The sequence below is a fragment of the Lacipirellula parvula genome, assembly GCF_009177095.1.
Lineage (GTDB): Bacteria > Planctomycetota > Planctomycetia > Pirellulales > Lacipirellulaceae > Lacipirellula > Lacipirellula parvula.
On the sequence record NZ_AP021861.1, the window covers coordinates 6,833,052 to 6,854,830 of the forward strand.

Below are 21,779 nucleotides of genomic sequence, written 5' to 3' on the forward strand. Positions count from 1 at the left end.
TCTCCCAAGCGGCACAATAAGACCCCTGCCGCACTGTTCTGGCCGCGATTTCTAAACCCTTTTCCAATCGTGCCTATTTCTTGGGCGACCGGTGCCCGCGGCCGATTGACGCCTCACTCTAAGCCGTTTACCGTAAAGATGTTGGAGCCATTTTTATGGCTGCACCGGCAAACTCTCTCGGCTCCTTTCAGTCCGATTTCATTTCGCGTCGGAACTCCCTTTGGCCAAGCAACAACACAAACCATGGGGCGGCGTGTTTGACGGCGACGTCGACCCGCGCGTTGAGCGCTTCAGCGAAAGCGTCAGCTTCGACCATCGCCTCCACGCCCAAGATATCCGCGGCTCGATCGCGCACGCCCGCATGCTGGCAGAAACCGGCATGCTATCGGCAGATGAACGCGACCAGATCGTCGCCGGCCTCGAACAGATCGGCCGCGAGATCGCTGCTGGCGAGTTCCCGTTCAAGCAAGAGCTCGAAGACGTTCACATGAACATCGAGCGGGCCCTCACCGAACGCATCGGCGACGTCGGCCGCAAGCTCCACACGGGCCGCAGCCGCAACGACCAGGTGTCGACCGACTTCCGCCTCTGGATTCGCGACGCGATCGACCGGACGGACGAACTCCTCGCCAACTTGCAGCGAGCGTTCGTCGACCGTTGCGATCGCGACCACGGCATCATCCTGCCCGGCTACACCCACCTGCAACGGGCCCAGCCAGTGCTGGCGAACCACTACTGGCTCGCCTACACCGAGAAGTTCCAACGCGATCGCGACCGTCTCGCCGATTGCCGCCGCCGCGTCAACCAGCTCCCGCTCGGCACGGCCGCCCTCGCCGGGACGACGATCCCGATCGACCGCCGTCACGTCGCCGCGGCCCTCGATTTCGAAGGGATCGTCGCCAACAGCCTCGATTCCTCGAGCGATCGCGACTTTGCGATCGAGTTCGCCTTCGCCCTCACCCTCGTGGCTGAGCACCTCAGTACCTGGGCAGAGGAGTGGATTCTGTGGTCGACCGTCGAGTTCCGCTTCCTGCGGCTGCCGCATGCGTATTGCACCGGCTCGTCGATCATGCCGCAGAAGATCAACCCCGACGTGCTGGAGCTGATCCGCGGCAAAACGGCCCGCGTGGTAGGCAACCTCACGTCGCTCCTGGTGCTGGTGAAGGGGCTGCCGCTCGCCTACAACCGCGACCTGCAAGAAGACAAGCCACGGGTGTTCGACTCGGCCGATACCGTCGAAGCGTGCGTGGAACTGGCCGCCGCGGTCGTCACCGGCGCCGAGCTCAATCGCCCGGCGATCCACGAAAAGCTCGGCCGCGGCTACCTCGACGCCACGACGCTGATGGAACACCTCATCAAGCTCGGCGTCCCGCAGCGCACGGCTCACGAGATCATCGGCAAGCTGGTCGGCGTGGCGATGAAGCGCGATCTGCCGCTGAACAAGCTCGAAGTCGCCGAGTTTCAGGCCGCCCACCCGGCGCTCGACGAATCGGTCTACCAAGTCCTCGGCGTCGACCACGCAATCCTGGCGTTCAGCAGCGAGGGCTCGACGGCGCCGGCGCAAGTCGCCAAACAAGTCACGCTGTGGAAGGACCGCCTCGGTCTGGAACCGTAGCCTCCGAAATTGCCGCACACATCAACATCTGCTGCTTCTCATCCATGATTGATCGCTTCCTCACGTATCGCAGCCTGAGCGCCGTCGCCGCGACGATGATTCTCGCGACATCGCTCGTTCCGTCGCTGTCGGCGCAAGAACCAGCCGCCGATCCCGCCGCCGCGGCAGCGCCGACGTTGGATCAGTTCGCCCGCCGCGATCCCGCGGTCGCCTCGGTCCTCGAACTCAAGCGAACCACCCCCGCCGAGCAGCTGCGCGCGATCCTCATGCTGCTCGACCTCGGCCATGCCGACGTCGCCGCCCAGTTGCTGCCCGAATTGCTCGCCGCCAAGCTCGACGACGCCCAGAAGGCAGCCCTGGTCGGCGAGTTCGGCACCGCGAAATTCCTGAAGCTAATCCGCCTCGACCCACCGGTAGCGAAGGACGCAGCGCCCAATCAATTGGCCGGCGTTCGCGAGTTCGCCCAAAGCTGCATCATCGCCGCCGAGGCCGCGGCGAAAGATCCCAAGCGGATCGCCCAACTGATCGCGCAGCTCAACGCACCGACCGAGGGCGAGCGCTACGCCGCCCGCGTCGATCTCCGGGCCGCGGGCGACGCCGGCATGCTCGCCGCCATCAACGCCCTCGCCGCAGCCCAGGACGAAACCGTTCGCGGCAACCTGCTGGCGGCCCTCGCCGACATGCGGCCCGCCATCGACGCCCCGCTCCTCGCACTGCTGGCCGATTCGCAGGGCCAACTCCGTCGCGACGCCGCGGAACTCGCCGGCCATCTACACGTCGCCGCCGCCCTCCCCTGGCTGTCGACGATCGCGGTTACCGCAACCGATGCCTCGGCCGAATCGGCCGCTCGCAAGGCGATCTCCCAGCTCGGCTATCCCGAGCCGACGATCCACGAAGTTCAGAAGCTCCTGCGCGACCGTCTCGCCTCGATCAAATCGACGCCGGTGACGACCTTCGACGACGGCACCGTCGGCGTCTGGTGGTCGTGGAACCCGCAAACCAAAGAGCTCGCCGCCGCGACCTATGGCGTACCGCAACTGCGGGCGCTCACCGCGGCTCGCTTGGCCCGCGCGCTCGGCGAAGTCGGCGGCCTCACCGAACCCAACGACCGCCGCGCCGTGCTGCTCTACTCGCTCGAAGAGTCGGCCCTGCTCGGTCGCGGCGTCGACGCTCCGTTGAAGGAAGTCGTCGCCGCGCTCACGCCGAGCGAACTTTCGACGACGCTCGCCACGGCGATGAAGGAGCAATACACGGCCGCCGCTGTGATGATCGCCGAAGAACTCGGCCGCCGCGGCGACCTTTCGATTCTGTCGTCAGGCGGCGGGGAACCCTCGCCGCTCGCCGCCGCGTTGACGAGCCCCGACCGCGCCGTCCGCTTCGCCGCGCTCTCCGCGATCATGCAGCTCAACCCGCAACGGTCGTTCCCCGGTTCGAGTCAGGTGGCTAAATCGCTCTGGTACTTCGTCGGCGGCGCGGGCGAACCGACCGCCGTCGCCGCGGCGCCTGCGATCCTGGTTGCCAGCGATTGGGCCGGCAAACTCCGCGGCCAGGGCTACGACGCGATGCCAGTGAAGACGGGCCGCGAAGCCCTCGTCGCCGCCATCGATCCCGCCGTCGCCCCGCGGCTCGGCGTCATCGTGCTCGACAGCGATATCGGCCAACCGCTCCTTGGCGAGGTCGTTTACCAACTACGGGCGAGCGACCTTACCGCGAACGTGCCGATTTTGATCGCCGCGAGTGGTCCGCGATTCGCCTCGGCCCAACGCGTCGCCGAAGCGAACTCGTTGGTCTACGCGACGCCTCGTCCTCACGGCGACGGCTCCCTCGCCAACGTCGTGAAGGAAACTCTCGCCCTCAAGCCGACGCCGCTCGCGTCGACCGAGGTCCGCACCGCCCAGGCGAAGCAGGCCCTCGAATGGATCGCCAAACTGCTTGCTGCGAACGCCCCTTACGACGAACTCAAGCGCGACGCCTTCCTCGTCGATCGCACGTTGATGGCGCCTGAACTGGCCGCCGCGTCCGTGGGCGTGCTGGGCGCCCTCGGCACTCCCGAAAGCCAAACCGCTCTGGTCGATTTCGCCAGCGTGACGTCGCTGCCGATCGAAACCCGCCAAGCCGCAGCCGACGCCCTCGCCGCCAGCGTGAAGCAGTTCGGCGTTCAGCTAAAACGCGAGCAAGTCGTTCGCCAATACGACCGCTATAACGCCAGCGAAACTGCCGACAAGCCGACGCAAGAACTAATGGGCCGCCTCCTCGACGTCATCGAAAAGAAAGACTCCGCCTTGCAGAAGTAAAGAACCAACGGAGTCGGTCCGGGCGCTAGCGCTTCCGGCTCACTTCCCCACTCAGCATTCCGCATTCATCCTTCAGCATTTCCCTCCATGTCCCCTCGCACCCCGCAACTCGATGAATCACCCTCGGCTCCGCTGCCGGGCGTCATCGGCAATAGTGCGGCGATGCAGGAAGTCTTCCGCACCACGCGACAAGTCGCGCGGTCGAGCGCCTCGGTGCTCCTGCTCGGCGAGACGGGAACCGGCAAGGAACTGATCGCCCACGCGGTCCACACGCTCAGCGCTCGCCGCGATCGGCCGTTCGTCCGCGTCAACTGCGGCGCCCTCAGCGAGAGCCTGCTCGAAAGCGAACTCTTCGGCCACGTCCGCGGCGCCTTCACCGGCGCCATCGACAACCGCACCGGCCGGTTCGAAGCCGCGCATCAGGGTTCAATCTTCCTCGACGAAATCAACTCGACGACGCTCCACCTGCAGGTAAAGCTGCTCCGCGTCCTGCAGGAGCGAGAGTTCGAACGCGTCGGCGATACCCGCACGATCCGCGTCGACACCCGCATCATCGCCGCCAGCAACCGAGACCTGCTCGACTTGGCGATGGCCGGCACGTTCCGCGAGGACTTGTTCTATCGGCTCAACGTCGTGCCGATTTACATCCCGCCGCTGCGCGATCGGACCGAAGACATCCCGCTGCTAGTGACCCACTTTCTCAATCACTACAACGAGAAGAACGACCGCTACGTCGCCCACATCGAGCCGCGGGCCATGGAAGCCCTGCAGCGCTACTCGTGGCCCGGAAATGTCCGGGAACTCCAAAATTACGTCGAACGGGTCGTCGTCATGGCGCTCGGCGACGAGCTCACTTTTGAGCTCCTCCCCGAAGCGGTCCGCACCGGTCGGCAGCCGAAATCGCTCGGCCCCCGTACGATGACCTTTGAGGAGCTGTCGGAGGAACTGGTCGTTCAGGGACTCACCTCCGCGGGTGAAGACGACTGCGATCTGCATGGCCGAATCGTCAATCGCGTGGAACGCGAGGTGATTTCGCAAGTGATGAACCTGTGCGACGGCGTGCAAATCAAGGCCGCCGCCCGCCTGGGGATCAACCGCAACACCCTCCACAAGAAGCTGAAAGAGTACGGCCTCGACGACGCCGAAGGGGAATAAGTTCCCAGTAGCCGCGGGTCAACGACCCGCCAGGTGCCACTGGCGTCTTGCCAGTGCTCTTCGTTGCCTGAAGGGCCACATATCCACCCTTAGAAGAGTTTGAATTTTTATCCTCAGGCCAGCCGAGCCCAACTTACGAGCGGTTGATCTCTTAAACCTGCCGAGCACTTCTCACTGGCGATACGCCAGTGGCACCCGACACACGACATGCCTGCCGCCGTCACCATGCTCAGCTTCACCCTCTGCTACGGGGCGGCGCTCGCGCTGGAAGTCTTGGGCCTATGGGCGCGCCCACGCTGGCGGCGTTTGGCGGTAGTCGCCGCCGCCATCGCCGGCCTGGTCGCGCAGACCTGGTACCTCGCTGAGCGCGCCGCCAGTTCGCCCTGGGCGCCGCTGTCGAGCCAGCACGATTGGTACCTCTCGGCCGCGTGGGTGCTCGCCCTCATTTACGTCGGATTGGTCCTCTACCAACCGCGGGCCTCGATCGGCCTGTTTCTGCTCCCCATCGTCCTCGCTCTCATCGGCGCCGCCCGTTTCGCTAGCATCGAACCAATGGCCGGCGCCGAAATGCCCCGCATTTGGGGAATCTTGCACGGCGTCTTCCTGATGCTCGGCGCCGTCGCCGTGCTGCTCGGTTTCGTCGCGGGATTGATGTACCTCGTGCAAAGCGCACGACTGAAGAACAAGGCGCCGCTGAGCGATCGCTTCCGCCTGCCGAGCCTTGAATGGCTCGAACGTGTGAACGCCCGCTCGCTGATCGCCGCCACCGTGCTCGTCGGCCTCGGCTTCATTTCGGGCGTATTGATGCGGCTCGCCCTCCGCGACGGCAGTGGACTCCGCTGGACCGACCCGGTGGTGCTCAGCCTGAGCGGCATGTTCTCGTGGCTCGTCGCGGCCGAGGCGTTCCGCCTGGCTTACCCCGCCGCCCGGCGCGGCCGCAAGGTGGCGTATCTGACGCTCGCGGGGTTTGTGTTCCTAGTGATCACGCTGGCCGCGTTCATGAGCAGCCAATCGATGCACGGAAGGGCAGTTTCGAGTCGCGAGTCGCGAGTTGCGACTGAAGACATTGCGACTTCTCTCGAAACTCGAAACCCGAAACTCGAAACTTCGGGAGGCTCGCCATGAACCTCCGCATGATCGGTTGCACCCATCGCGCCTCCGGCGTCGACCTCCGCCAACAACTCGCCTTCGGCAACGAGCAAACCAGCGAAGCCCTCGCCCGCTGGCGCGAACGCTTCCCCACGGCCGAGTTCGCGCTGCTGTCGACGTGCAACCGCGTTGAGCTCTACGCCGCCGGCGACGGCCCGGTGGACGCCCCCGAAACCGAAGACCTCGTTGACGCCTTGCTCGGCTACCACGGAGTTCCCGCGCAGCGCGTCGAAGGGCAAATCCTCTCGCTCTACCAACGCGAGGCGGTCGCTCACCTTTACCGCGTCGCGGCGAGCCTCGACAGCATGGTCGTCGGCGAGCCGCAGATCCTCGCCCAGGTGAAGCAGGCCTACCAACGCTCGGTCGATAGCGGCGCCGCGGGGCCGGCGCTGCACGATCTGTTTCAATCGGCCCTCCGCGCCGCCCGCCGCGTTTACAACGAAACGGGCCTCCACAAACACCGCGTCAGCATCCCCAGCGTCGCGATCGCCGACTTCGCCAGCCGTGTCTTTGAACGCTTCGACGACAAACACGTTCTCGTGATCGGCGCCGGCGAAATGGCCGAGGAAACGATCCGCTACCTGCAAGACGCCGGCGCCACGCGGATCCATGTCGTGAACCGCAGCCCCGAACGAGCGATGGAACTGGCCGCGGAGTGGAAGGGCGTGGCCGTCCCGTGGGAACGGCTGTGGGACGAGCTTGCCACGGCCGATCTCGTCATCGGCGCCACGGGGGCGACCGAACCGATTGTCGCCGCCGATCGGTTTGCACGCGTCGTCGCCCCACTGCGGCAACAACGGCCGCTGTTCATTCTCGATCTCGCCGTGCCGCGGAACTTTGAATCTGCCGTCGGCGAACAACTCGGCGTCTACCTCTACTCGCTCGACGATCTGGCGACGGCCTGCGAGCTGAACCGCGCCGCCCGGGCCGCGGAACTTCCTGCCGCGGAAGAGATCATCCTCGCCGAGACCGACGCCTTCATGGCGGCCGCGCATCGCCGTCTCGCTGGCCCAGTGATCAGCGGCCTGCGACGGAATCTTGAAGAGCCGAAAGTGGCGGAGCTCGAACGGCTGTTCAAAAAGCTCCCCGATCTCGATTCGCGGGCCCGCGCCGAGATCGAACAGTTCGCCGACCGCCTGGTGAACAAACTACTCCACCCGCCGCTCGAATCGCTCCGCGACGCCTCGCAAGAAGGCCCGCCGCACGGCCTGCTCGACGCCATCCGCAGACTCTTCCGGCTGGAAGAGTAGTCGAAGCTCTCGCGGGCACCCTAGCCCCGGGCGGAGCCCGGGGCTAGAATAGGACCATTCAGTCCATCAAACAAAAAAGCCGCGGGGATAAACCCCGCGGCTCGCTTGTTTCTGTTCAGCGCTTGTTTTTATTCAAATCGCCTGGATCGGTCTCAGCGATCAGAAGCGACGATCAATCTTCGTCGTCTTCTTCTTGCTCGTAGGCGAGTTCGTCTTCTTCTTCGTCGTCCTCGTACTCGTACTCTTCTTCCTCATCATCGTCGTCCGAGTCTTCTTCTTCCTCGTCCTCGTCCTCGTCGTCGACTTCTTCCCACTCGTCTTCTTCTAGTTCTTCTTCCTCGGCGTCCTCTTCATCGTCGTCTTCCTCTTCTTCATCTTCGTACTCGTACTCGTCGCCGTCTTCGGCGTCGTCATCATCGTCGTCGTCGTCGTCATCCTCGTCTTCGTACTCGTACTCGTCATCGTCGTCGTCCTTGGCCATGACCAACCCTTCGGTCAGGAAGCTCGTCGACCATGGCGCCACGGGCGCGAACTCATCTTCATTCGCCGCTAAGGCGACGGAACCGTCAGCAATCGAAAACTGGGACCGCACGATAAATACTCCTAAACCAACTTCAACCGCACGTTACTCGCTCGCGCCCCTTAGCTCGAGCGATTCAGCCGCGCGTGATGCAGCGTTACAAATTTGATCGACTGGCGGCAGTTGTTCCAAGCGGCGGAGGCCAAAAACTTGCAAAAACTTTCGCGTGGTGCCGTACAGGAAGGGGCGTCCTAACTCCTCACTCCGTCCGACGATACGCAAAAAGTCCCGTTCCATCAACACGCGGAGGATTTCCCCGCACTGGACTCCCCGAATCGACTCGATTTCCGCCCGCGTCACCGGCTGCCGATAAGCCGCCACGGCCAGCGTTTCGAGCGCCGGCGCCGATAACCGCATTTCGCTCGGCGGAGCGTGAACTTTCCCCAGCCAATCGGCCAATTGGGGCCGCGTTAATAACTGAATTCCGTGGGCCACTTCCACCGGCTGGAGTGCACTTCCCCGCCGCCGCATTCTTCGGCTCAGTTCCCGCACCAGCGAGCGAGCCTCCGTTCCATCGGCCAAATCGGCGAGCGCGGCCAACTTTCTTGAGGGAAGCGGCTCGCGGGCTAACAGCAAAATCGCTTCGAGCCGAGCCAACTTGTCGGCCATCCGCTCGGTGCTGACGCGAACGAGCTCAACCGGCCCGGGAGTTGCTGCGGGGGACGCCGGCGGGGCCTTTCGAGTTGCCGCAAACGCCGCCCAGGGCTCGCGCGCAGCGACTGCCGGACTGTTCAACCGGGCGGCCAGCGTTGTCGAGAGTTTGCGCATGATCGCTTTCGCCGCCAGGGTCGCGGGGATCAACCCGTGCGAACCTACATCCCGCCCGCCTGTCGCGCCACTCGCCACTGCGAGACTTCGGTCACGACCTGCTCAACGCTCGCTTCGGGATCCGCGGTCACCGCCTCAAATTGCTGTGTCAGCGAGCCGCCGCTGATCGGCATCTCGCAATGGAAGCGGTAGAGCTTCCCCTCGCCGCCCCACCGTTCAAGGGCATACTCCGCCACGCCAAGTTGACGCAACTGCACGAGCAAAGGTTCGACACGTTCCGCCAACGTGGTCGGCGGAGCAGGCGCCGGAGCCTCAACCGGCGGCAACGCCGACCCAAACCCCGGCGCGATCGTCGCTGAAGTTTGCTCCGTTGACGGCTGCGATTGTTCAATGCGAGCCGCGGGGTTCATCCCCGCGGTCTTCTGATTCATCCCCGCAACCTGCGACGGAGCTCGCTCAGCCCCCACAATCGGCTCCGATTTCGTAAAATCCCAAGCCGGCTTCACCGCCGGTTCCGCCGACTTCCACCCCGTCGCCTCTTTGGCGATCGTCACGAAACGATCAACCACGCGTTGCGCACTGCTCGGCAACGGGCCATAGTAGATCCAGGCGCCGGGCAAGCCGACGAGCACCGACATCATCACCGCCGCACGAAACAGCGTCGCCATAAGTTCGAAAATCCGTTTTCGCAGACTGGCACGAAAAGCTCAGGGCACGGCCCTCGCCCCTTCCATGGGGCGGCGGATGATATCGTCGACCAATTGCTAGCAGCAAGATCGGTATGCGGCAGGGCATTCGTCGTATAATCGACCCCATGCCCGCCGCCCCGATTTACCTCGACCACAACGCCACCGCCCCCATCCTTCCCGAGGTGGCCGACGCCATGCGCGAGGCGTCGCTCCGCTACCGAGGCAACCCCGCCAGCCAGCACGACGCCGGCCGACAGGCCCGCCGAGCCCTCGAACAAGCCCGCCTCCGCATCGCCGAAATGCTCGGCGTCCGCACCACCGGAATGGACGCCGACCAGCTGATTTTCACCAGCGGCGGCACGGAATCGAACAACTTAGCCCTCCACGGCCTCCAGCGAGCCGGGGCGTCCCCGCCCCCGGCCGATCCCCACCTCCTCATCTCCGCCATCGAACACCCCAGCATCGCCCGCCCCGCCGAGCACCTCGCCGCCACGAGCGCCGCCACCCTCCAAACCCTCGGCATCGACGCCCACGGTCTCATCCGCCTCGACGAACTGACCCCCCTCCTCACCCCCGCCACCCGCGTTGCTAGCATCATGCTCGCTAGCAACGAAACGGGCGTCATCCAGCCGATTGCAGCCGCCGCCGAGATCTGCCGCCGCCACGGCACGCCCCTCCACACCGACGCCACCCAGGCCGTCGGCAAGATCCCCGTCGACTTCCAAGCCCTCGGCGTCGACGCCCTCACCGCCACCGCCCACAAGTTCCACGGCCCGCTCGGCGTCGGCATTCTGCTACTGCGCCACGGCGTAAAACTCGAACCAGCCCTCTTCGGCGGCTTCCAACAAGCTGCCCTCCGTCCAGGGACCGAATCGGCGCCGCTCGCCATCGGCATGCAAACCGCACTCGAACTCTGGCAGCGCGAAGCGACCGATCGACGCGCACGAATGACCGCGCTCCGTGACCAGTTCGAGCAGACCCTCCTCGCCGGTTGGCCCGCAGCGGTCGTCATCGGCGGCCAAGCGCCCCGCCTTCCGCACACGTCAAACATCGCCCTGGTCGGCCTCAACCGGCAGGCGTTGGTGATGGCTCTCGACCTCGCGGGCGTCGCCTGTTCGAGCGGTTCCGCCTGTGCCAGCGGATCGAGCGAACCCTCCCCCACCCTCCTCGCGATGGGCCTTCCCGAGGCCCTGGTTTCGTCCTCCGTGCGGTTCAGTTTGGGGGCTACGACGACCCCCGCTGAAATCGACGAGGCCGCTCGACGTATCTTGAACGTGTGTAACAATTTGCGTCGCGCCGGATAACGCTCTTTTATTGGCCGCGACCGCTAACGCTGGCAAGGCAAATCGGGTAAATTGTGGGGCTGTTTCGCGGCCCCCGGTATGCGCTGATTTTGAGCCCGCCATGCCGAGCGATTTCGACGGACGGATCCACGTGATTGACGGCGTTCTTCAACTCGAACTTCCTGGCAGCGACGCCCCCGCGGCGGCCTCCGGAATGTTGCCGTCGTTCGTCGTCGGCCCCGAGAATGAACTCGTCGTCGCCCCCCTCCTGCGGCTGTTGGGCGACCTCGATTTGGCCAAACGCGACGTCGCCGACGGAACCCAGCTGTTCAATCCGCTGGTGCTGGTCGGCGGCAGCGGCAGCGGCAAATCACAGCTCGTCCAGGGAATTGTCCGCCACTGGCGGCAACGCCTCGACGCGGCGCAGGTCGAGTATTTCACCGCCGCCGACTTCTGCCGCGAGGTTCAGGCCGCCACCGACGACGATCGCCTCCCTGCTTGGCGCGACTCCATTCGCAGCTTGCGATTGCTGGTAATCGACGACCTCCACCGCCTGCGGCCGCGGCCCGCCTTCCAGCAGGAACTCCGCTACGCGATCGACGCCATCGTCGCCGCGGGCGGGATCGTCGTGCTGACGGCCGACCGCGAACCGATCGCCATCGGTCATTTAGATACGGGACTCCGTGATCGCCTATCGGCCGGCCTCACCGTCCGCTTGCAACGCCCCAGCCTCGCCGCCCGCCGCGCGATCTTGCAACTCGCCGCCAGCGCCCGCGGCACGGTTTTCACCGACGCGGAACTAGCCCGCCTCGCCCAACGCGAAGCCAGTTCCCCCGCCGAACTAATCGGCCGCGTCACCACAGCCATAAAGCCGCGACCGCCGGTCGCAGTCCCCGCACCAACACCCCCCCCAACCACCGACAACGCCGCCACCGATTTCGCCCAACTCAAGCAAATCATCGCCGTCACCGCCCGCTATTTCTCGATCACCCAAGCCGCCCTCACCGGCCCCGCCCGCCGGGCGTCGCTGGTCGAGGCCCGCAACATCGCCGTCTACCTCGCCCGCCGCCTCACCAGCCTGAGCTACGCCGACATCGGCCGCGGCCTCGGCGGCCGCGACCACACGACGATCATGCACGCCGAACGCCGCTTGGCTGAACGAATCACGCACGATCCAGTCACCCAGCAAGCCGTCGATGAACTCGACCGGCTGCTGCGTTGAATTCGCGCTGAACACCGGAGTTCAGCGCCGTATGTGGACAACCTGTTAGCAACCAGTCGTCAACGCCACGCAACTATTGCCGCACCAACATCTGCCTGACCGCACCCGACAAACGCCCTCAACCATCGACACGGGCCCAACACGCTACGAACACGAAAGCAACGAGTTATCCACCGCGACGACATCACCTTAAACCTTTACACACAAACAACTTAACGGCAGTACGCGAGACCTATCGACAGTAAACAGCCTCGCTATTCTTCTGTTACTAACTTTTGAAATACATAAGAAGCAAAAACCGCGAGCCGCGGGGTTCATCCCTGCGGTCTGTCTCAGATAGAAGTCGAACATCGTGGCGGGAACGCCATCCAATAGTTTGCGTTCCGCCAGTTACCCGAAGGTAAAAACCTCCATGAAAATTTCCTGCGATCGCGAGCAACTCCTGCAAGCCTTCCAGACGGTCGCCGCCGTCGCTCCCAGCCGTAGCCCGAAACCGATCCTGCAGAACGTCAAACTCGACGTCACCCCGGACGGCGCCTCGCTCACCGCCACCGACCTCGAAGTTGGCATCCGTCACGCTGTCGGCGGCGTCGACGTTCAGGCCCCCGGCTCGGTGGTGCTGCCGGTCACGCGGTTCGGATCGATCCTACGCGAGTCGGCCGATCAAACCATTCACATCGAATCGGACGGCAACGGCGCCACGATCCGCGGCGAGCGAAGCCGCTTCCAACTCCCCGCCGAGAACCCGGCCGAGTTCCCCCCCGTCGGCGGCTTTGAAGAGACGAGCTACTTCGAAGTCCCCGCTCGGCTCCTTCGCGAACTGATCCGCCGCACGGTCTTCGCCACCGATAACGAAAGCAGCCGTTACGCCCTCGGCGGCGTGAAGCTGGAATTCGATACGGACATGGTCACCGCGATCGGCACCGACGGCCGCCGCCTCGCGAAAATGGTTGGCCCCGTCACGAAGCAAGGCGAACCCGCCGCGGTGCAGCAGAACACGATCGTGCCGACCCGCGCGATGCAACTGATCGAACGGGCGATCGCTCCGACCGATACTGAAGTGCAACTCGCCGTCCGCGGCAACGAGTTCATCGTCCACAGTCCGCGGGCGACGATCTCGGCTCGCTTGCTTGAAGGCCGCTTCCCCGAATGGCGGAAGGTCTTCCCTGAACGCGGCGTCGGCCAGCAGATCGAACTCGCCGCCGGCCCGACGCACGCCGCCGTTCGCCAAGCGGCGATCGTCACGAGCGAAGAAAGCCGCGGCATCGATTTCACGTTCGGCGACGGTTCGCTGGTCCTCGCCGGCAAGGCGGCCGAAGTGGGCCAATCGCGCGTCGAACTCCCGATCGGCTACGACGGCCAGGAGATCACAATCACGCTCGACCCGCGATTCGTGATCGACTTCCTGAAGGTGCTCGACAGCGACAAGACATTCAGCATCGAGCTCAAGGACGGCGAAAGCGCCGCGGTCTGCAGCACGGAAGACGGCTACGGCTACGTGATCATGCCGCTGGCACGTGATCGTTAGTCCTTCAAAAGACTTTCAACACAGAGAGCACAGAGTTCACAGAGGAAGAATTCAACTTCAGACCAAATCGCAGCGATCGATTTCAGCGAACGTTCTGAACCAGTTTGTTACCTGACTAAACAACGTATTTCTCCGTGTCCTCTGTGCTCTCTGTGTTAAACGCATTGAAGTTTTTCATGACCATCCCTCCGACAGAACCGCACCCCGACGATTGGAACGACCTGACGCGTCGCGCTCAGTCGCACAAGCGTTGGTTCTACGGGAAGCAGCCGAAACCAGTCGCTGAGGTGATGTCGCAATTAATCCAGCGTCGCGGCTACGCCCAGGTCCGCAACCTCGGCGAGTGGAACGACGCCTGGCTGGCCGCAGCCGGCGAAGCGTTCGCCGCGGTGACGGAAGTTGGCCAACTTCGCCGCGGCGTGTTAGAAGTCGTCGCCGCCAACTCGCTGGTGATGCAAGAACTCGGCTTCGAAAAAGAACGCATCCTCCAAGAACTAAAAGCCGCCCGCCCCGACGTCGGACTGAAGCAACTTCGCTTCCGCGTCGGCAAAATCGGGTAACCCTGAATAAATCAAATCGTTTCAGAAAGAAGTTATTTCACGCAAAGGCGCGAAGGCGCAAAGAAGAATCGCGGAATGTGATCTCTGCCTGTTTTCTTCGCGCCTTTGCGCCTTTGCGTGAGATAAATCAAAAGCAAAAGTAAAACATGTCAGAAGCAGAAAACACTCCCCAGCCCGAAGAGAAGAAGCCCCGTTCCACCACGCACGACGGCAATGCCGACTACGGCGCGAAGGACCTGGAGCATCTCAGCGATCTTGAGCACGTTCGCAAGCGTCCCGGTATGTACATCGGCGACACCTTCCTCCGCGGGCTCCATCACCTCGTCTACGAAGTCGTCGACAACTCGATCGACGAAGCGATGGCCAGCCACGCTACCACCGTCACGGTGATGGTCAACGCCGACGGCTCGGTGACGGTCGAGGACGACGGCCGCGGCATTCCGGTCGAACGCCACGCTCAACTCTCCGAAGAAATGGACCGCGAAGTCACCACGCTCGAAGGCGTGATGACCGTACTCAAGTTCGGCGGCAAGTTCGAAAAAGGCGCCTACCAAACCTCCGGCGGTTTGCACGGCGTCGGCGTCACCGTCGTTAACTTCCTCAGCGAATGGGCCGACGTCGAGGTCTATCGCGACGGCCACGTCTACCACCAAGAGTACCAACGCGGCGTCCCCACCGGCGAAGTCCGCCGCGTCGGCTCGACCACCAAGCGCGGCACGAAGACTACCTTCAAGCCCGATCCGCAGATCTTCCCGCAAACGAAATTCGTTTACGCCACCCTGGTGAAGCGTCTACAGGAACTCGCCTTCCTCAACGCCGGCGTCCGCATCGCCATCAGCGACGCCCGCAACGGCGAAAGCGAAACCTTCCAGTACGAAGACGGCATCCGCGAGTACGTTAAATACCTCAACCGCGCCAGCGACGCCGTCCATCCCGACATCCTCTTCCTTGACGAAGAGTCCGAAGGCGTCGGCATGCAGATCGCCTTCCAGTACTCGGGCGAGTACACCGAAAACGTCCACACGTATGTCAACAACATCAACACCACCGAAGGCGGCACCCACCTCTCCGGCTTCCGCAGCGCGCTCACCCGCTCGCTGAACAACTACGGCAAGAAAGAGGGGATGTTCAAGGATCTCATCCCCACCGGGGAAGACGTCCGCGAAGGTCTCACCGCCGTCATCAGCGTTCGCGTCCCGCATCCGCAGTTCGAAGGTCAAACGAAAACCAAGCTCGGCAACAGCGAAGTCGAAGGCATCGTTAACTCCGCGCTCGGCGAATACCTCTCGAAGTATCTCGAAGAGAACCCCCGCACCGCCAAAGCGATGGTGAAGAAGGGTATCCTCGCCGCCGAAGCCCGCGAGTCGGCCCGCAAAGCCCGCCAACTGGTCCGCGATCGTAAAGGCGTCTTCGCCGGCGGCGGCCTCCCCGGCAAGCTCCGCGACTGCTCCAGCAAGGACGTCGACAAGTGCGAACTCTACCTCGTGGAAGGTGACTCCGCCGGCGGCTCGGCCGAAGGCGGACGCTTGCGCGAATACCAGGCGATCCTGCCTCTCCGCGGTAAGATCATCAACGCCTACAAGTCGCGCGAAGACAAAGTCCTCGCCAGCGAAGAAATTCGCAACATGATCTCCGCCGTCGGCATCGGCATCGGGCCCGATCAAGACCTCAGCAAGCGTCGCTACGGCCGCATCATCATCATGACCGACGCCGACGTCGACGGTTCGCACATTCGCACGCTGCTGCTCACCTTCTTCTATCGCCAGATGTACGACCTCGTGGCGAAGGGCCACGTCTACGTTGCCCAGCCGCCGCTGTTCCGCGTCATCCGCGGCAAGAAGGACGCGTACTACGTGCAGACCGAAGAGGAGATGAAGAACCAACTCCTCGAGCTCGGCCTCGGCGATAGCGTGTTCGACGACCACGCCGGCAACATCGTCGAAGGCGAACGGATGACTAAGCTCGTCCGCACGCTCGCCGCGATGGAAGAAGCGATCATCGCCCTCGAACGCCGCGGCATCAGCCTCCGCATTCACTCGGAGCGCCAAGACCTCAACACCGGCAAACTGCCGACCGTGCACGTCTTCCTTGGCTTCGAAGAACACTGGTTCCTCGACATGGCCCAAACACACGCCTTCATCGCCGACAAGGAAAAGGAACTCGGCCATGAACTGCGCGTCGACTCCGCTCCCGTCGTCACCGCGAAACTCAGCGACCTCGACAAACAGGACGAAGCCAACGGTTCCGCCCCTGCCGCTAACGGAGCCCCGGCCGAACCCGAAGAACAAGGCCCCCGCCTCCGCATCGTCGAACTTCACGAAGTCCGCACGATCAACAACATGCTGAGCGACCTCAAGGATCTCGGCTTCTCGATCGAAGCCCTCATCCCGCAAGAACGAACCGGCGAAGAAGGCAGCCGCTTCACGATCCGCCGCGGCGAAAACGAATCGGGCCTCGAAGACCTCCGCGGCCTCCCCGGCGCCATCCGCGAAGCGGGCCAAAAAGGCCTCACCGTCACCCGCTTCAAGGGTCTAGGCGAAATGAACGCGGAAGAACTCCGCGAAACCACGCTCGACCCGAACAACCGCACGCTGCTAAAGGTAAGCATGGAAGACGCCGGCGCCGCCGACGAACTCTTCCGCGTCCTGATGGGCGACAACGTCGAACCGCGGCGGGAGTTTATTCAGAAGCACGCGCTCGATGTGCGGAATTTGGATGTGTGATAGCGAACGAGCCGCCGGCGATTAGCATGTCGGTATGTTCAATTTTCTGAAAATCGACGCTGCTTGCCGGAAGCTAGTCATGGCCGTGCTGTCATGCGTGTTTTGGGGAGCAAGCCATGCTAAGACGAGTTTCACCACAGATTCTCCCAACTGCATTTCCGCCCAGTTAGTTCAAGGGCGTTTTGCCGTTGGGTTTGTCTCTCAGCGCGGAGATAGCAGTTTTTTCGTCACGACTTCGAAGTACGATTCTTCTGAATCGTCTTGGTCGGAACGGAGAGACGGCCATTTCTGTGGATTCCCGGTGCCGCCATCGGGAATAGCGGTGGAGCCCAAAGGACTCAACGTGCATGCGAGCTCGCAGGGTCTTTCTTGGACCTGTCCGTATTGGCTCATGACAACGATCTGGAGCATCTCGCTGCTGAGATTGCGACGCAGCCTGCAATTCAATCTTCGCGAATTTTTGATCGTCATGCTCTGCCTCGCAGCCGCATTCTCGCTCGTCGAGTTGCGAATCGCACTGCCAATGGCGATCTTCTTGAACCTTGCCACGGCGTGGCTTCTCGTGCGAGGAGCCTACGCAGCTGTTCGAGGAAACGTCACATTGCGGCAGCCTTCGCCGAACTGCACGGAAGTTGTGGACAAAGACCATGTGTAACTCATAGCCTTTGGATGTTGCCAGATTATGGTTTGGTAGAGCCCCAGACGCTTTTCCTTTCGCTTCCAGCTAGTGGTATAATAAAATCAGCCACCCACGACCTGGATACCAAGCCATGGAAACCATTCAAGGCATCTACGAAAACGGCGTTATCCGACCGCTTGAACCGCTCGCTCTACCCGAGTCGACGCCGGTCAGCATCGTTGTGCCATCGCCGGATGAGAACGGTGAGCTTGGCTCAAACTCGGCAGAACTCTACGAAATACTCAGTCATTCTTACGACACCGGCGATACAGATCTCGCGGCTCGTATTGATGAGCTGCACCCGTGAAGCCCATCTTTCTCGACTCTGTGGGGCTCGTGGCGCTCTGGCTCCAGGCAGACCAGTGGCACCAAGCTGCACGTGGCGTTTTCGGTCAGATGCTGGTGTCTCGTCGTCGTGTCGTGACGACTAGCTTGGTGCTTTGCGAGTGTGGCAATGCAGTCGCTCGCAAACCGGCCCGACAAGACGTTATTCGACTTCGCAGTGATTTGTTAGCGAACAAAGGCTTAATTATTCCCACGCAAGATGATTGGGATAAGGGCTGGCAGCAGTACGATCAAGGTCGTCCCGGCGATCCCGGCATCGTCGACTGCATTTCGTTCGCCATCATGCGCCGCCTCGGTCTGACCGAGGTCTTCACGAACGACCAACACTTCGCCGCGGCGGGATTCACGCCGCTCTTCTAGCGTGTAGCAGGCGCACTCCGTGTACGCGACGCAAATCACCGAGTGGCTTGGTCAGCGTCAAGCACCCCGCCTACGCCAGCGAAGCTTGCCGATGCACCCAATGGCGAGCGACAGTGCGAGGAGCACAACTGATTGCGGCTCTGGAACTTCTTCCACAGTGATACGAAAGCTCATGTCCACCCGCGTGTTCACCGGTGGCGGCGTAGGAGCGTTCACCATCGTCGTCCATTTGTATGGCGCTGTTCCATATCGCTTGGGAGAGTAAAGGTAGAAATCCCCGCCCGGATGGGGATTCTGCGTGCCTCCATACCACAGGTAATCGAATCGTCGATCCGAAAAGGATTGATCTTCGCCCGTTTGCTCGCTGATGAGAACGATAGCCAGGACATCGCCGACAGAGACTAAAATGTTCCATGGACTCGCATCGAACGCGGGATGCGGTTTGTCGTTGACGCCATATTGGTCGAGCTCTGTCCACTTGAATGAATGGGTGGCAAGAACTTGGTCGATAACGGGAACTCCCAATGCATCCGTCCGAACGATCTTCATGTGGAGATCGTCGATTGGCGGCTTGGAGTCAGCATAGCCAGTTAAGATGACGTCGACGCTCACCTGCGCAAGCTTTCCCGCATTGCGAATGGTGAAGGTTTGCGCCATGTAATCGCCGGGATAGTCCAGAGCGTAGTTCCAGCTGTGAGCTTGATGTGCCTGGTCGACGATTGTTGCGGCGACGCCTTGCGAAGCAAGCGTCGTGAGAATTAGCGCCAGTAGAAAACGCATCTAGAGAATTACCCAGTAGGATATCGATTGACTGACGGAAGGTAGGCGATCCTACCCCCCGAGGGGTGGCATATTCAAGACAAGTTTGCAGTATCAATTACCGGCTCAGGAGTGGCCGACTCTCGCGGTGACTAGGGTCGTCCAGTCCGCCCCGCCAGCGTAGCCACCACCGCCGCTAGCTCGTTCGCATCCACCGGCTTCGCCAAATGCGCCTGGTACCCCGCCAGCAGCGCCTTCGTCCGGTCCTCGCTCCGCGCGAACGCCGTCAACGCCACTGCCGGCGTACGGCCCCCTTGCTCGTCGCTCAGGCTGCGAACCTTTCGCATGAACTGATAGCCGTCGGTCCCCGGCATGCCGACGTCGCTCACGATCACGTCAGGTTTCACACGTGCGACGAGCGCTAATGCCTCGTCCGCGGATCCCGCCGTGTACACGTCGACGCCATGCTGGCCCAGCATCCGCTCGACCAAAGCGCGGGCATCCGCCTCGTCGTCGACAATGACGACCTTCAGGTCAGAGATTGGCAGCCGCGGGATGCTCAATAGCCCGTCGCCAGCGGCGGCGGGATGAACGCGATCGCCGTCCTCCTCCGCAACGTCAGGCACGGCAATCTGCACCGGCAAGCAAACTAAAAACGTGCTCCCCTGCCCCGCCCCAGCACTTCGCGCGACCACCGAGCCTCCATGCATCTCAACGAAATGTTTCACAAGCGACAAACCGAGCCCCAGCCCGCCGTGTCGCCGCTGCGTGCTCGTGTCCCCCTGCCGAAATCGATCGAACACGAACGGCAGCAGCTCCGCCGGCATCCCCTGCCCCGTGTCGGCGACCCGTACCTCGACGTGCGAGTTCACCCGCTCGAGCGACACTTGCACCTTTCCATGCTTGGGCGTGAACTTGATCGCGTTCGACAGCAAGTTCCAAAACACCTGCTCCAGCCGGCTCGGATCGCCGAGCACCTGCCCGGCCCGCGGATCAAGCACCACCTGCAAGTCGATCTCTCGTGCCGCCGCCGCGGGAGTGACGGCGCTCACCGCCGCGCGAATCGAATCGCACAGATCGATCGACTGCACGTCGAGCCGCATCTTGCCGGTGATGACGCGACTCATGTCGAGCAAATCTTCGATGATTTGCACCTGAGCGCGGCCATTCCGTTCGATCACCGTCGCCGCGTTGGTCACTTCGTCCGGACTGCGAGGATTCATCAGCAGCAACTGAGCGTATCCCATCATCGCGTTGAGCGGCGTCCGCAACTCATGCGAGACGAGCGATAAAAACTCGTCCTTCATGCGGTTCGCCTTCTCTGCTTCGCTCCGCGCGTGCCGTTCGCTTTCCAGCAGCCGCTCGCGCTCTTCCTCGGCTAGCTTCCGCTCGGCAATCTCGTGAGCCAGTTGCTCGTTCAACTTCGCCATCCCTGGAAAGTGGAGCACGCCAGGCGTGATCTGGATGAGTGCGAACACCGTTCCCCACGAGACGACCGCCGTCGCAAATTTCACCAACCCCGCCAACCGATAGACCGGCTGCCAAAAGATGATCGCATCGATGAGGTGCGTCGTCCCGCAAGCGAAAATAAAGGCCACGAACAACCACAAGATCCGCGGAAACGGCACGTCCTTTCGCCGCAAAATGAAAAATGCCAGCACGCACGGAATCGCGGTGTAAGCGCCCCAGATCGCGATGTCGGAGAGAATGTGAAGCCAACCGAGCTCGTCGCTCCAGACGCCGCACTTCCACCGCGGCGGAAAGCCGGTGGTATCAAACGCCCCGGTCAGAATCTCGAACATGAGAAGCCCCGCGTCGTGCCTGCGAAGGTGATTGCCGAGCGAGAGCGACCGCGCGGCGTCGCCTCATGATATCGGCCGAACCAAGCGTCGGCGACGGAGAGCGGGCGAGCCGAATGCAAGCCTGCCATTTCTGCCATCTGCGCATCGGCCGGCAAATCGCTAACAATTACAGACGTGCGGATCGGGGATCGCGATGCGCGCCGAGTAGTTGCACCACCGTTGGGTTCGTATCCCGTGCCCGAAGAGAATTTTCTTAATGAGGTTCCCTCCCCTTGAGGGGGAGGGTTAGGGAGGGGTGGTTGAAGCGGGTACCAACTACGCCCCCCTCCCCAGCCCTCCCCTCCAGGGGGAGGGAGCCAGAACATCTAGTACCAACGGCCACGCTCGCCATTCTGTCGCGACAAAATAGACGAGACGACAAAATGCCAACCATCGAAACCAACGCAAACCCCCGAGAAAACGGCTCTCGAAACGGCCTCACCGTGTCACCATTGCCTTTTTGTCGCCAAAAATCGCACGACGCGACAAAATGCCGCCAACGCTACCCGATAATCAACGTAACTACAATCATTAAAAAGACTTACGGAGCGGACGACTCGCAGTCCCGCTCCCACCCGGCATTGACTTCCCCCTCCACAGTGGTATTCTTGTCTCCGTACCTCAGGTGCGAGACCGGCCACCAGCCTCCTTTTGGCGTCGCCGGATCATTCGATTTCGTTGTCGCGGTCCAGCGGCGAGTTCTTTCCCCTCCGGAAAGCCCCTTCGCCAGCGGATTCCTGCCTTCGACCACGACTGATTTTCTTGCCCCTCGTGGCAATTGCGTGCACCACGCGGACTTCGTCGTTCCACGACGTCGTCGAATATCAGTCTCTCACCAGACCGATTCTCGTGTTCCCCGCACGTTAGCAATCAACCGTCGCGGCCCTCGTTCTTTCACGAGTGCGGCCGCGGTATCCAGTCAAGCTCTGCGCTCAATGTGCGCGGGGTCAACGCTCGCATCCGCGGGCAGAAATGAATT

Annotated in this window: 18 protein-coding genes; 13 read left to right on the forward strand and 5 right to left on the reverse strand. The window is 62.6% G+C overall.

The genetic code is table 11. From position 1 onward, the window contains the following. Positions 1-220: 220 nt before the first annotated feature. The 5 genes from argH (at position 221) to hemA (ending at position 7,463) form a co-directional block, all read left to right on the forward strand. Positions 221-1,615 (forward strand): argininosuccinate lyase, encoded by a 1,395-nt coding sequence (gene argH / locus PLANPX_RS26730; protein WP_152101674.1) that lies wholly within the window; start codon positions 221-223, stop codon positions 1,613-1,615. Positions 1,616-1,659: 44 nt separating this feature from the next. Then, complete coding sequence (locus tag PLANPX_RS26735; protein WP_152101675.1) at positions 1,660-3,909, forward strand: hypothetical protein; 2,250 nt, start codon at positions 1,660-1,662, stop codon at positions 3,907-3,909. A gap of 162 nt (positions 3,910-4,071) precedes the next feature. Then, positions 4,072-5,064 (forward strand): sigma-54-dependent transcriptional regulator, encoded by a 993-nt coding sequence (locus PLANPX_RS26740; RefSeq protein WP_232536445.1) that lies wholly within the window; start codon positions 4,072-4,074, stop codon positions 5,062-5,064. 207 nt (positions 5,065-5,271) lie between these two features. Further along, the gene (gene ccsA / locus PLANPX_RS26745; RefSeq protein ID WP_152101677.1) at positions 5,272-6,189 is read left to right on the forward strand and encodes a cytochrome c biogenesis protein CcsA; all 918 of its coding nucleotides are present in this window, start codon (positions 5,272-5,274) and stop codon (positions 6,187-6,189) included. Beyond that, the gene (hemA, locus tag PLANPX_RS26750; protein WP_152101678.1) at positions 6,186-7,463 is read left to right on the forward strand and encodes a glutamyl-tRNA reductase; all 1,278 of its coding nucleotides are present in this window, start codon (positions 6,186-6,188) and stop codon (positions 7,461-7,463) included. Before ccsA ends, hemA begins: the two co-directional genes overlap by 4 nt. 172 nt (positions 7,464-7,635) lie before the next feature. On the opposite strand, the gene PLANPX_RS27615 is transcribed toward hemA, so the two are convergent. Genes PLANPX_RS27615 through PLANPX_RS26765 form a run of 3 tightly spaced genes read right to left on the reverse strand, consistent with a single transcriptional unit; the run spans position 7,636 to position 9,479 of the window. Continuing rightward, a complete protein-coding gene (locus PLANPX_RS27615; protein WP_172992352.1) occupies positions 7,636-8,055 on the reverse strand; it encodes a hypothetical protein in 420 nt (139 codons plus the stop codon). 33 nt (positions 8,056-8,088) lie between these two features. Continuing rightward, positions 8,089-8,811, reverse strand: a complete 723-nt coding sequence (scpB, locus tag PLANPX_RS26760; RefSeq protein ID WP_232536257.1) for an SMC-Scp complex subunit ScpB — start codon at positions 8,809-8,811, stop codon at positions 8,089-8,091. A gap of 44 nt (positions 8,812-8,855) precedes the next feature. Next, a complete protein-coding gene (locus tag PLANPX_RS26765; protein WP_152101679.1) occupies positions 8,856-9,479 on the reverse strand; it encodes a hypothetical protein in 624 nt (207 codons plus the stop codon). Positions 9,480-9,625: 146 nt separating this feature from the next. On the opposite strand from PLANPX_RS26765, the gene PLANPX_RS26770 reads away from it, so the two are divergent. The 8 genes from PLANPX_RS26770 (at position 9,626) to PLANPX_RS26805 (ending at position 18,200) form a co-directional block, all read left to right on the forward strand. Beyond that, positions 9,626-10,804 (forward strand): cysteine desulfurase family protein, encoded by a 1,179-nt coding sequence (locus PLANPX_RS26770; protein ID WP_152101680.1) that lies wholly within the window; start codon positions 9,626-9,628, stop codon positions 10,802-10,804. A gap of 100 nt (positions 10,805-10,904) precedes the next feature. Next, the gene (locus tag PLANPX_RS26775; RefSeq protein ID WP_152101681.1) at positions 10,905-12,005 is read left to right on the forward strand and encodes a DnaA ATPase domain-containing protein; all 1,101 of its coding nucleotides are present in this window, start codon (positions 10,905-10,907) and stop codon (positions 12,003-12,005) included. Between the two features lie 412 nt (positions 12,006-12,417). Next, positions 12,418-13,533, forward strand: a complete 1,116-nt coding sequence (gene dnaN / locus PLANPX_RS26780) for a DNA polymerase III subunit beta (protein WP_152101682.1) — start codon at positions 12,418-12,420, stop codon at positions 13,531-13,533. A gap of 176 nt (positions 13,534-13,709) precedes the next feature. Then, the gene (locus tag PLANPX_RS26785; protein WP_152101683.1) at positions 13,710-14,093 is read left to right on the forward strand and encodes a DUF721 domain-containing protein; all 384 of its coding nucleotides are present in this window, start codon (positions 13,710-13,712) and stop codon (positions 14,091-14,093) included. A 146-nt stretch (positions 14,094-14,239) separates the two neighbouring features. Then, on the forward strand, positions 14,240-16,816 hold the full coding sequence (locus tag PLANPX_RS26790) for a DNA gyrase subunit B (RefSeq protein WP_152101684.1): 2,577 nt from the start codon (positions 14,240-14,242) through the stop codon (positions 16,814-16,816). Positions 16,817-16,850: 34 nt separating this feature from the next. Further along, complete coding sequence (locus tag PLANPX_RS26795) at positions 16,851-17,471, forward strand: hypothetical protein (protein WP_152101685.1); 621 nt, start codon at positions 16,851-16,853, stop codon at positions 17,469-17,471. A 115-nt stretch (positions 17,472-17,586) separates the two neighbouring features. Then, entirely contained in the window at positions 17,587-17,802 is a 216-nt protein-coding gene (locus PLANPX_RS26800; RefSeq protein ID WP_152101686.1) for an antitoxin family protein, read from the forward strand. After that, positions 17,799-18,200: a type II toxin-antitoxin system VapC family toxin gene (locus tag PLANPX_RS26805; protein WP_152101687.1), complete on the forward strand. Its 402-nt coding sequence runs from the start codon at positions 17,799-17,801 to the stop codon at positions 18,198-18,200. Before PLANPX_RS26800 ends, PLANPX_RS26805 begins: the two co-directional genes overlap by 4 nt. Before the next feature lie 57 nt (positions 18,201-18,257). On the opposite strand, the gene PLANPX_RS26810 is transcribed toward PLANPX_RS26805, so the two are convergent. Further along, positions 18,258-18,980 carry a hypothetical protein gene (locus PLANPX_RS26810; protein WP_152101688.1) on the reverse strand — a complete coding sequence of 241 codons (723 nt, stop codon included), beginning with the start codon at positions 18,978-18,980 and terminating at the stop codon, positions 18,258-18,260. 131 nt (positions 18,981-19,111) lie between these two features. Next, a complete protein-coding gene (locus PLANPX_RS26815) occupies positions 19,112-20,761 on the reverse strand; it encodes a hybrid sensor histidine kinase/response regulator (RefSeq protein WP_152101689.1) in 1,650 nt (549 codons plus the stop codon). Between the last annotated feature and the right edge of the window lie 1,018 nt (positions 20,762-21,779).

What these genes read in the sequence shown, in the direction of transcription:
- PLANPX_RS26810 (WP_152101688.1), bottom strand. Translation starts at nt 18,980, where the DNA reads ATGCGTTTTCTACTGGCGCTAATTCTCACGACGCTTGCTTCGCAAGGC.
- PLANPX_RS26785 (WP_152101683.1), top strand. Translation starts at nt 13,710, where the DNA reads ATGACCATCCCTCCGACAGAACCGCACCCCGACGATTGGAACGACCTG.
- PLANPX_RS26765 (WP_152101679.1), bottom strand. Translation starts at nt 9,479, where the DNA reads ATGGCGACGCTGTTTCGTGCGGCGGTGATGATGTCGGTGCTCGTCGGC.
- PLANPX_RS26775 (WP_152101681.1), top strand. Translation starts at nt 10,905, where the DNA reads ATGCCGAGCGATTTCGACGGACGGATCCACGTGATTGACGGCGTTCTT.
- PLANPX_RS26795 (WP_152101685.1), top strand. Translation starts at nt 16,851, where the DNA reads ATGTTCAATTTTCTGAAAATCGACGCTGCTTGCCGGAAGCTAGTCATG.
- PLANPX_RS26770 (WP_152101680.1), top strand. Translation starts at nt 9,626, where the DNA reads ATGCCCGCCGCCCCGATTTACCTCGACCACAACGCCACCGCCCCCATC.
- hemA (WP_152101678.1), top strand. Translation starts at nt 6,186, where the DNA reads ATGAACCTCCGCATGATCGGTTGCACCCATCGCGCCTCCGGCGTCGAC.
- PLANPX_RS26800 (WP_152101686.1), top strand. Translation starts at nt 17,587, where the DNA reads ATGGAAACCATTCAAGGCATCTACGAAAACGGCGTTATCCGACCGCTT.
- PLANPX_RS26740 (WP_232536445.1), top strand. Translation starts at nt 4,072, where the DNA reads ATGCAGGAAGTCTTCCGCACCACGCGACAAGTCGCGCGGTCGAGCGCC.
- PLANPX_RS26735 (WP_152101675.1), top strand. Translation starts at nt 1,660, where the DNA reads ATGATTGATCGCTTCCTCACGTATCGCAGCCTGAGCGCCGTCGCCGCG.
- scpB (WP_232536257.1), bottom strand. Translation starts at nt 8,811, where the DNA reads ATGCGCAAACTCTCGACAACGCTGGCCGCCCGGTTGAACAGTCCGGCA.
- dnaN (WP_152101682.1), top strand. Translation starts at nt 12,418, where the DNA reads ATGAAAATTTCCTGCGATCGCGAGCAACTCCTGCAAGCCTTCCAGACG.
- ccsA (WP_152101677.1), top strand. Translation starts at nt 5,272, where the DNA reads ATGCCTGCCGCCGTCACCATGCTCAGCTTCACCCTCTGCTACGGGGCG.
- PLANPX_RS26790 (WP_152101684.1), top strand. Translation starts at nt 14,240, where the DNA reads ATGTCAGAAGCAGAAAACACTCCCCAGCCCGAAGAGAAGAAGCCCCGT.
- PLANPX_RS26815 (WP_152101689.1), bottom strand. Translation starts at nt 20,761, where the DNA reads ATGTTCGAGATTCTGACCGGGGCGTTTGATACCACCGGCTTTCCGCCG.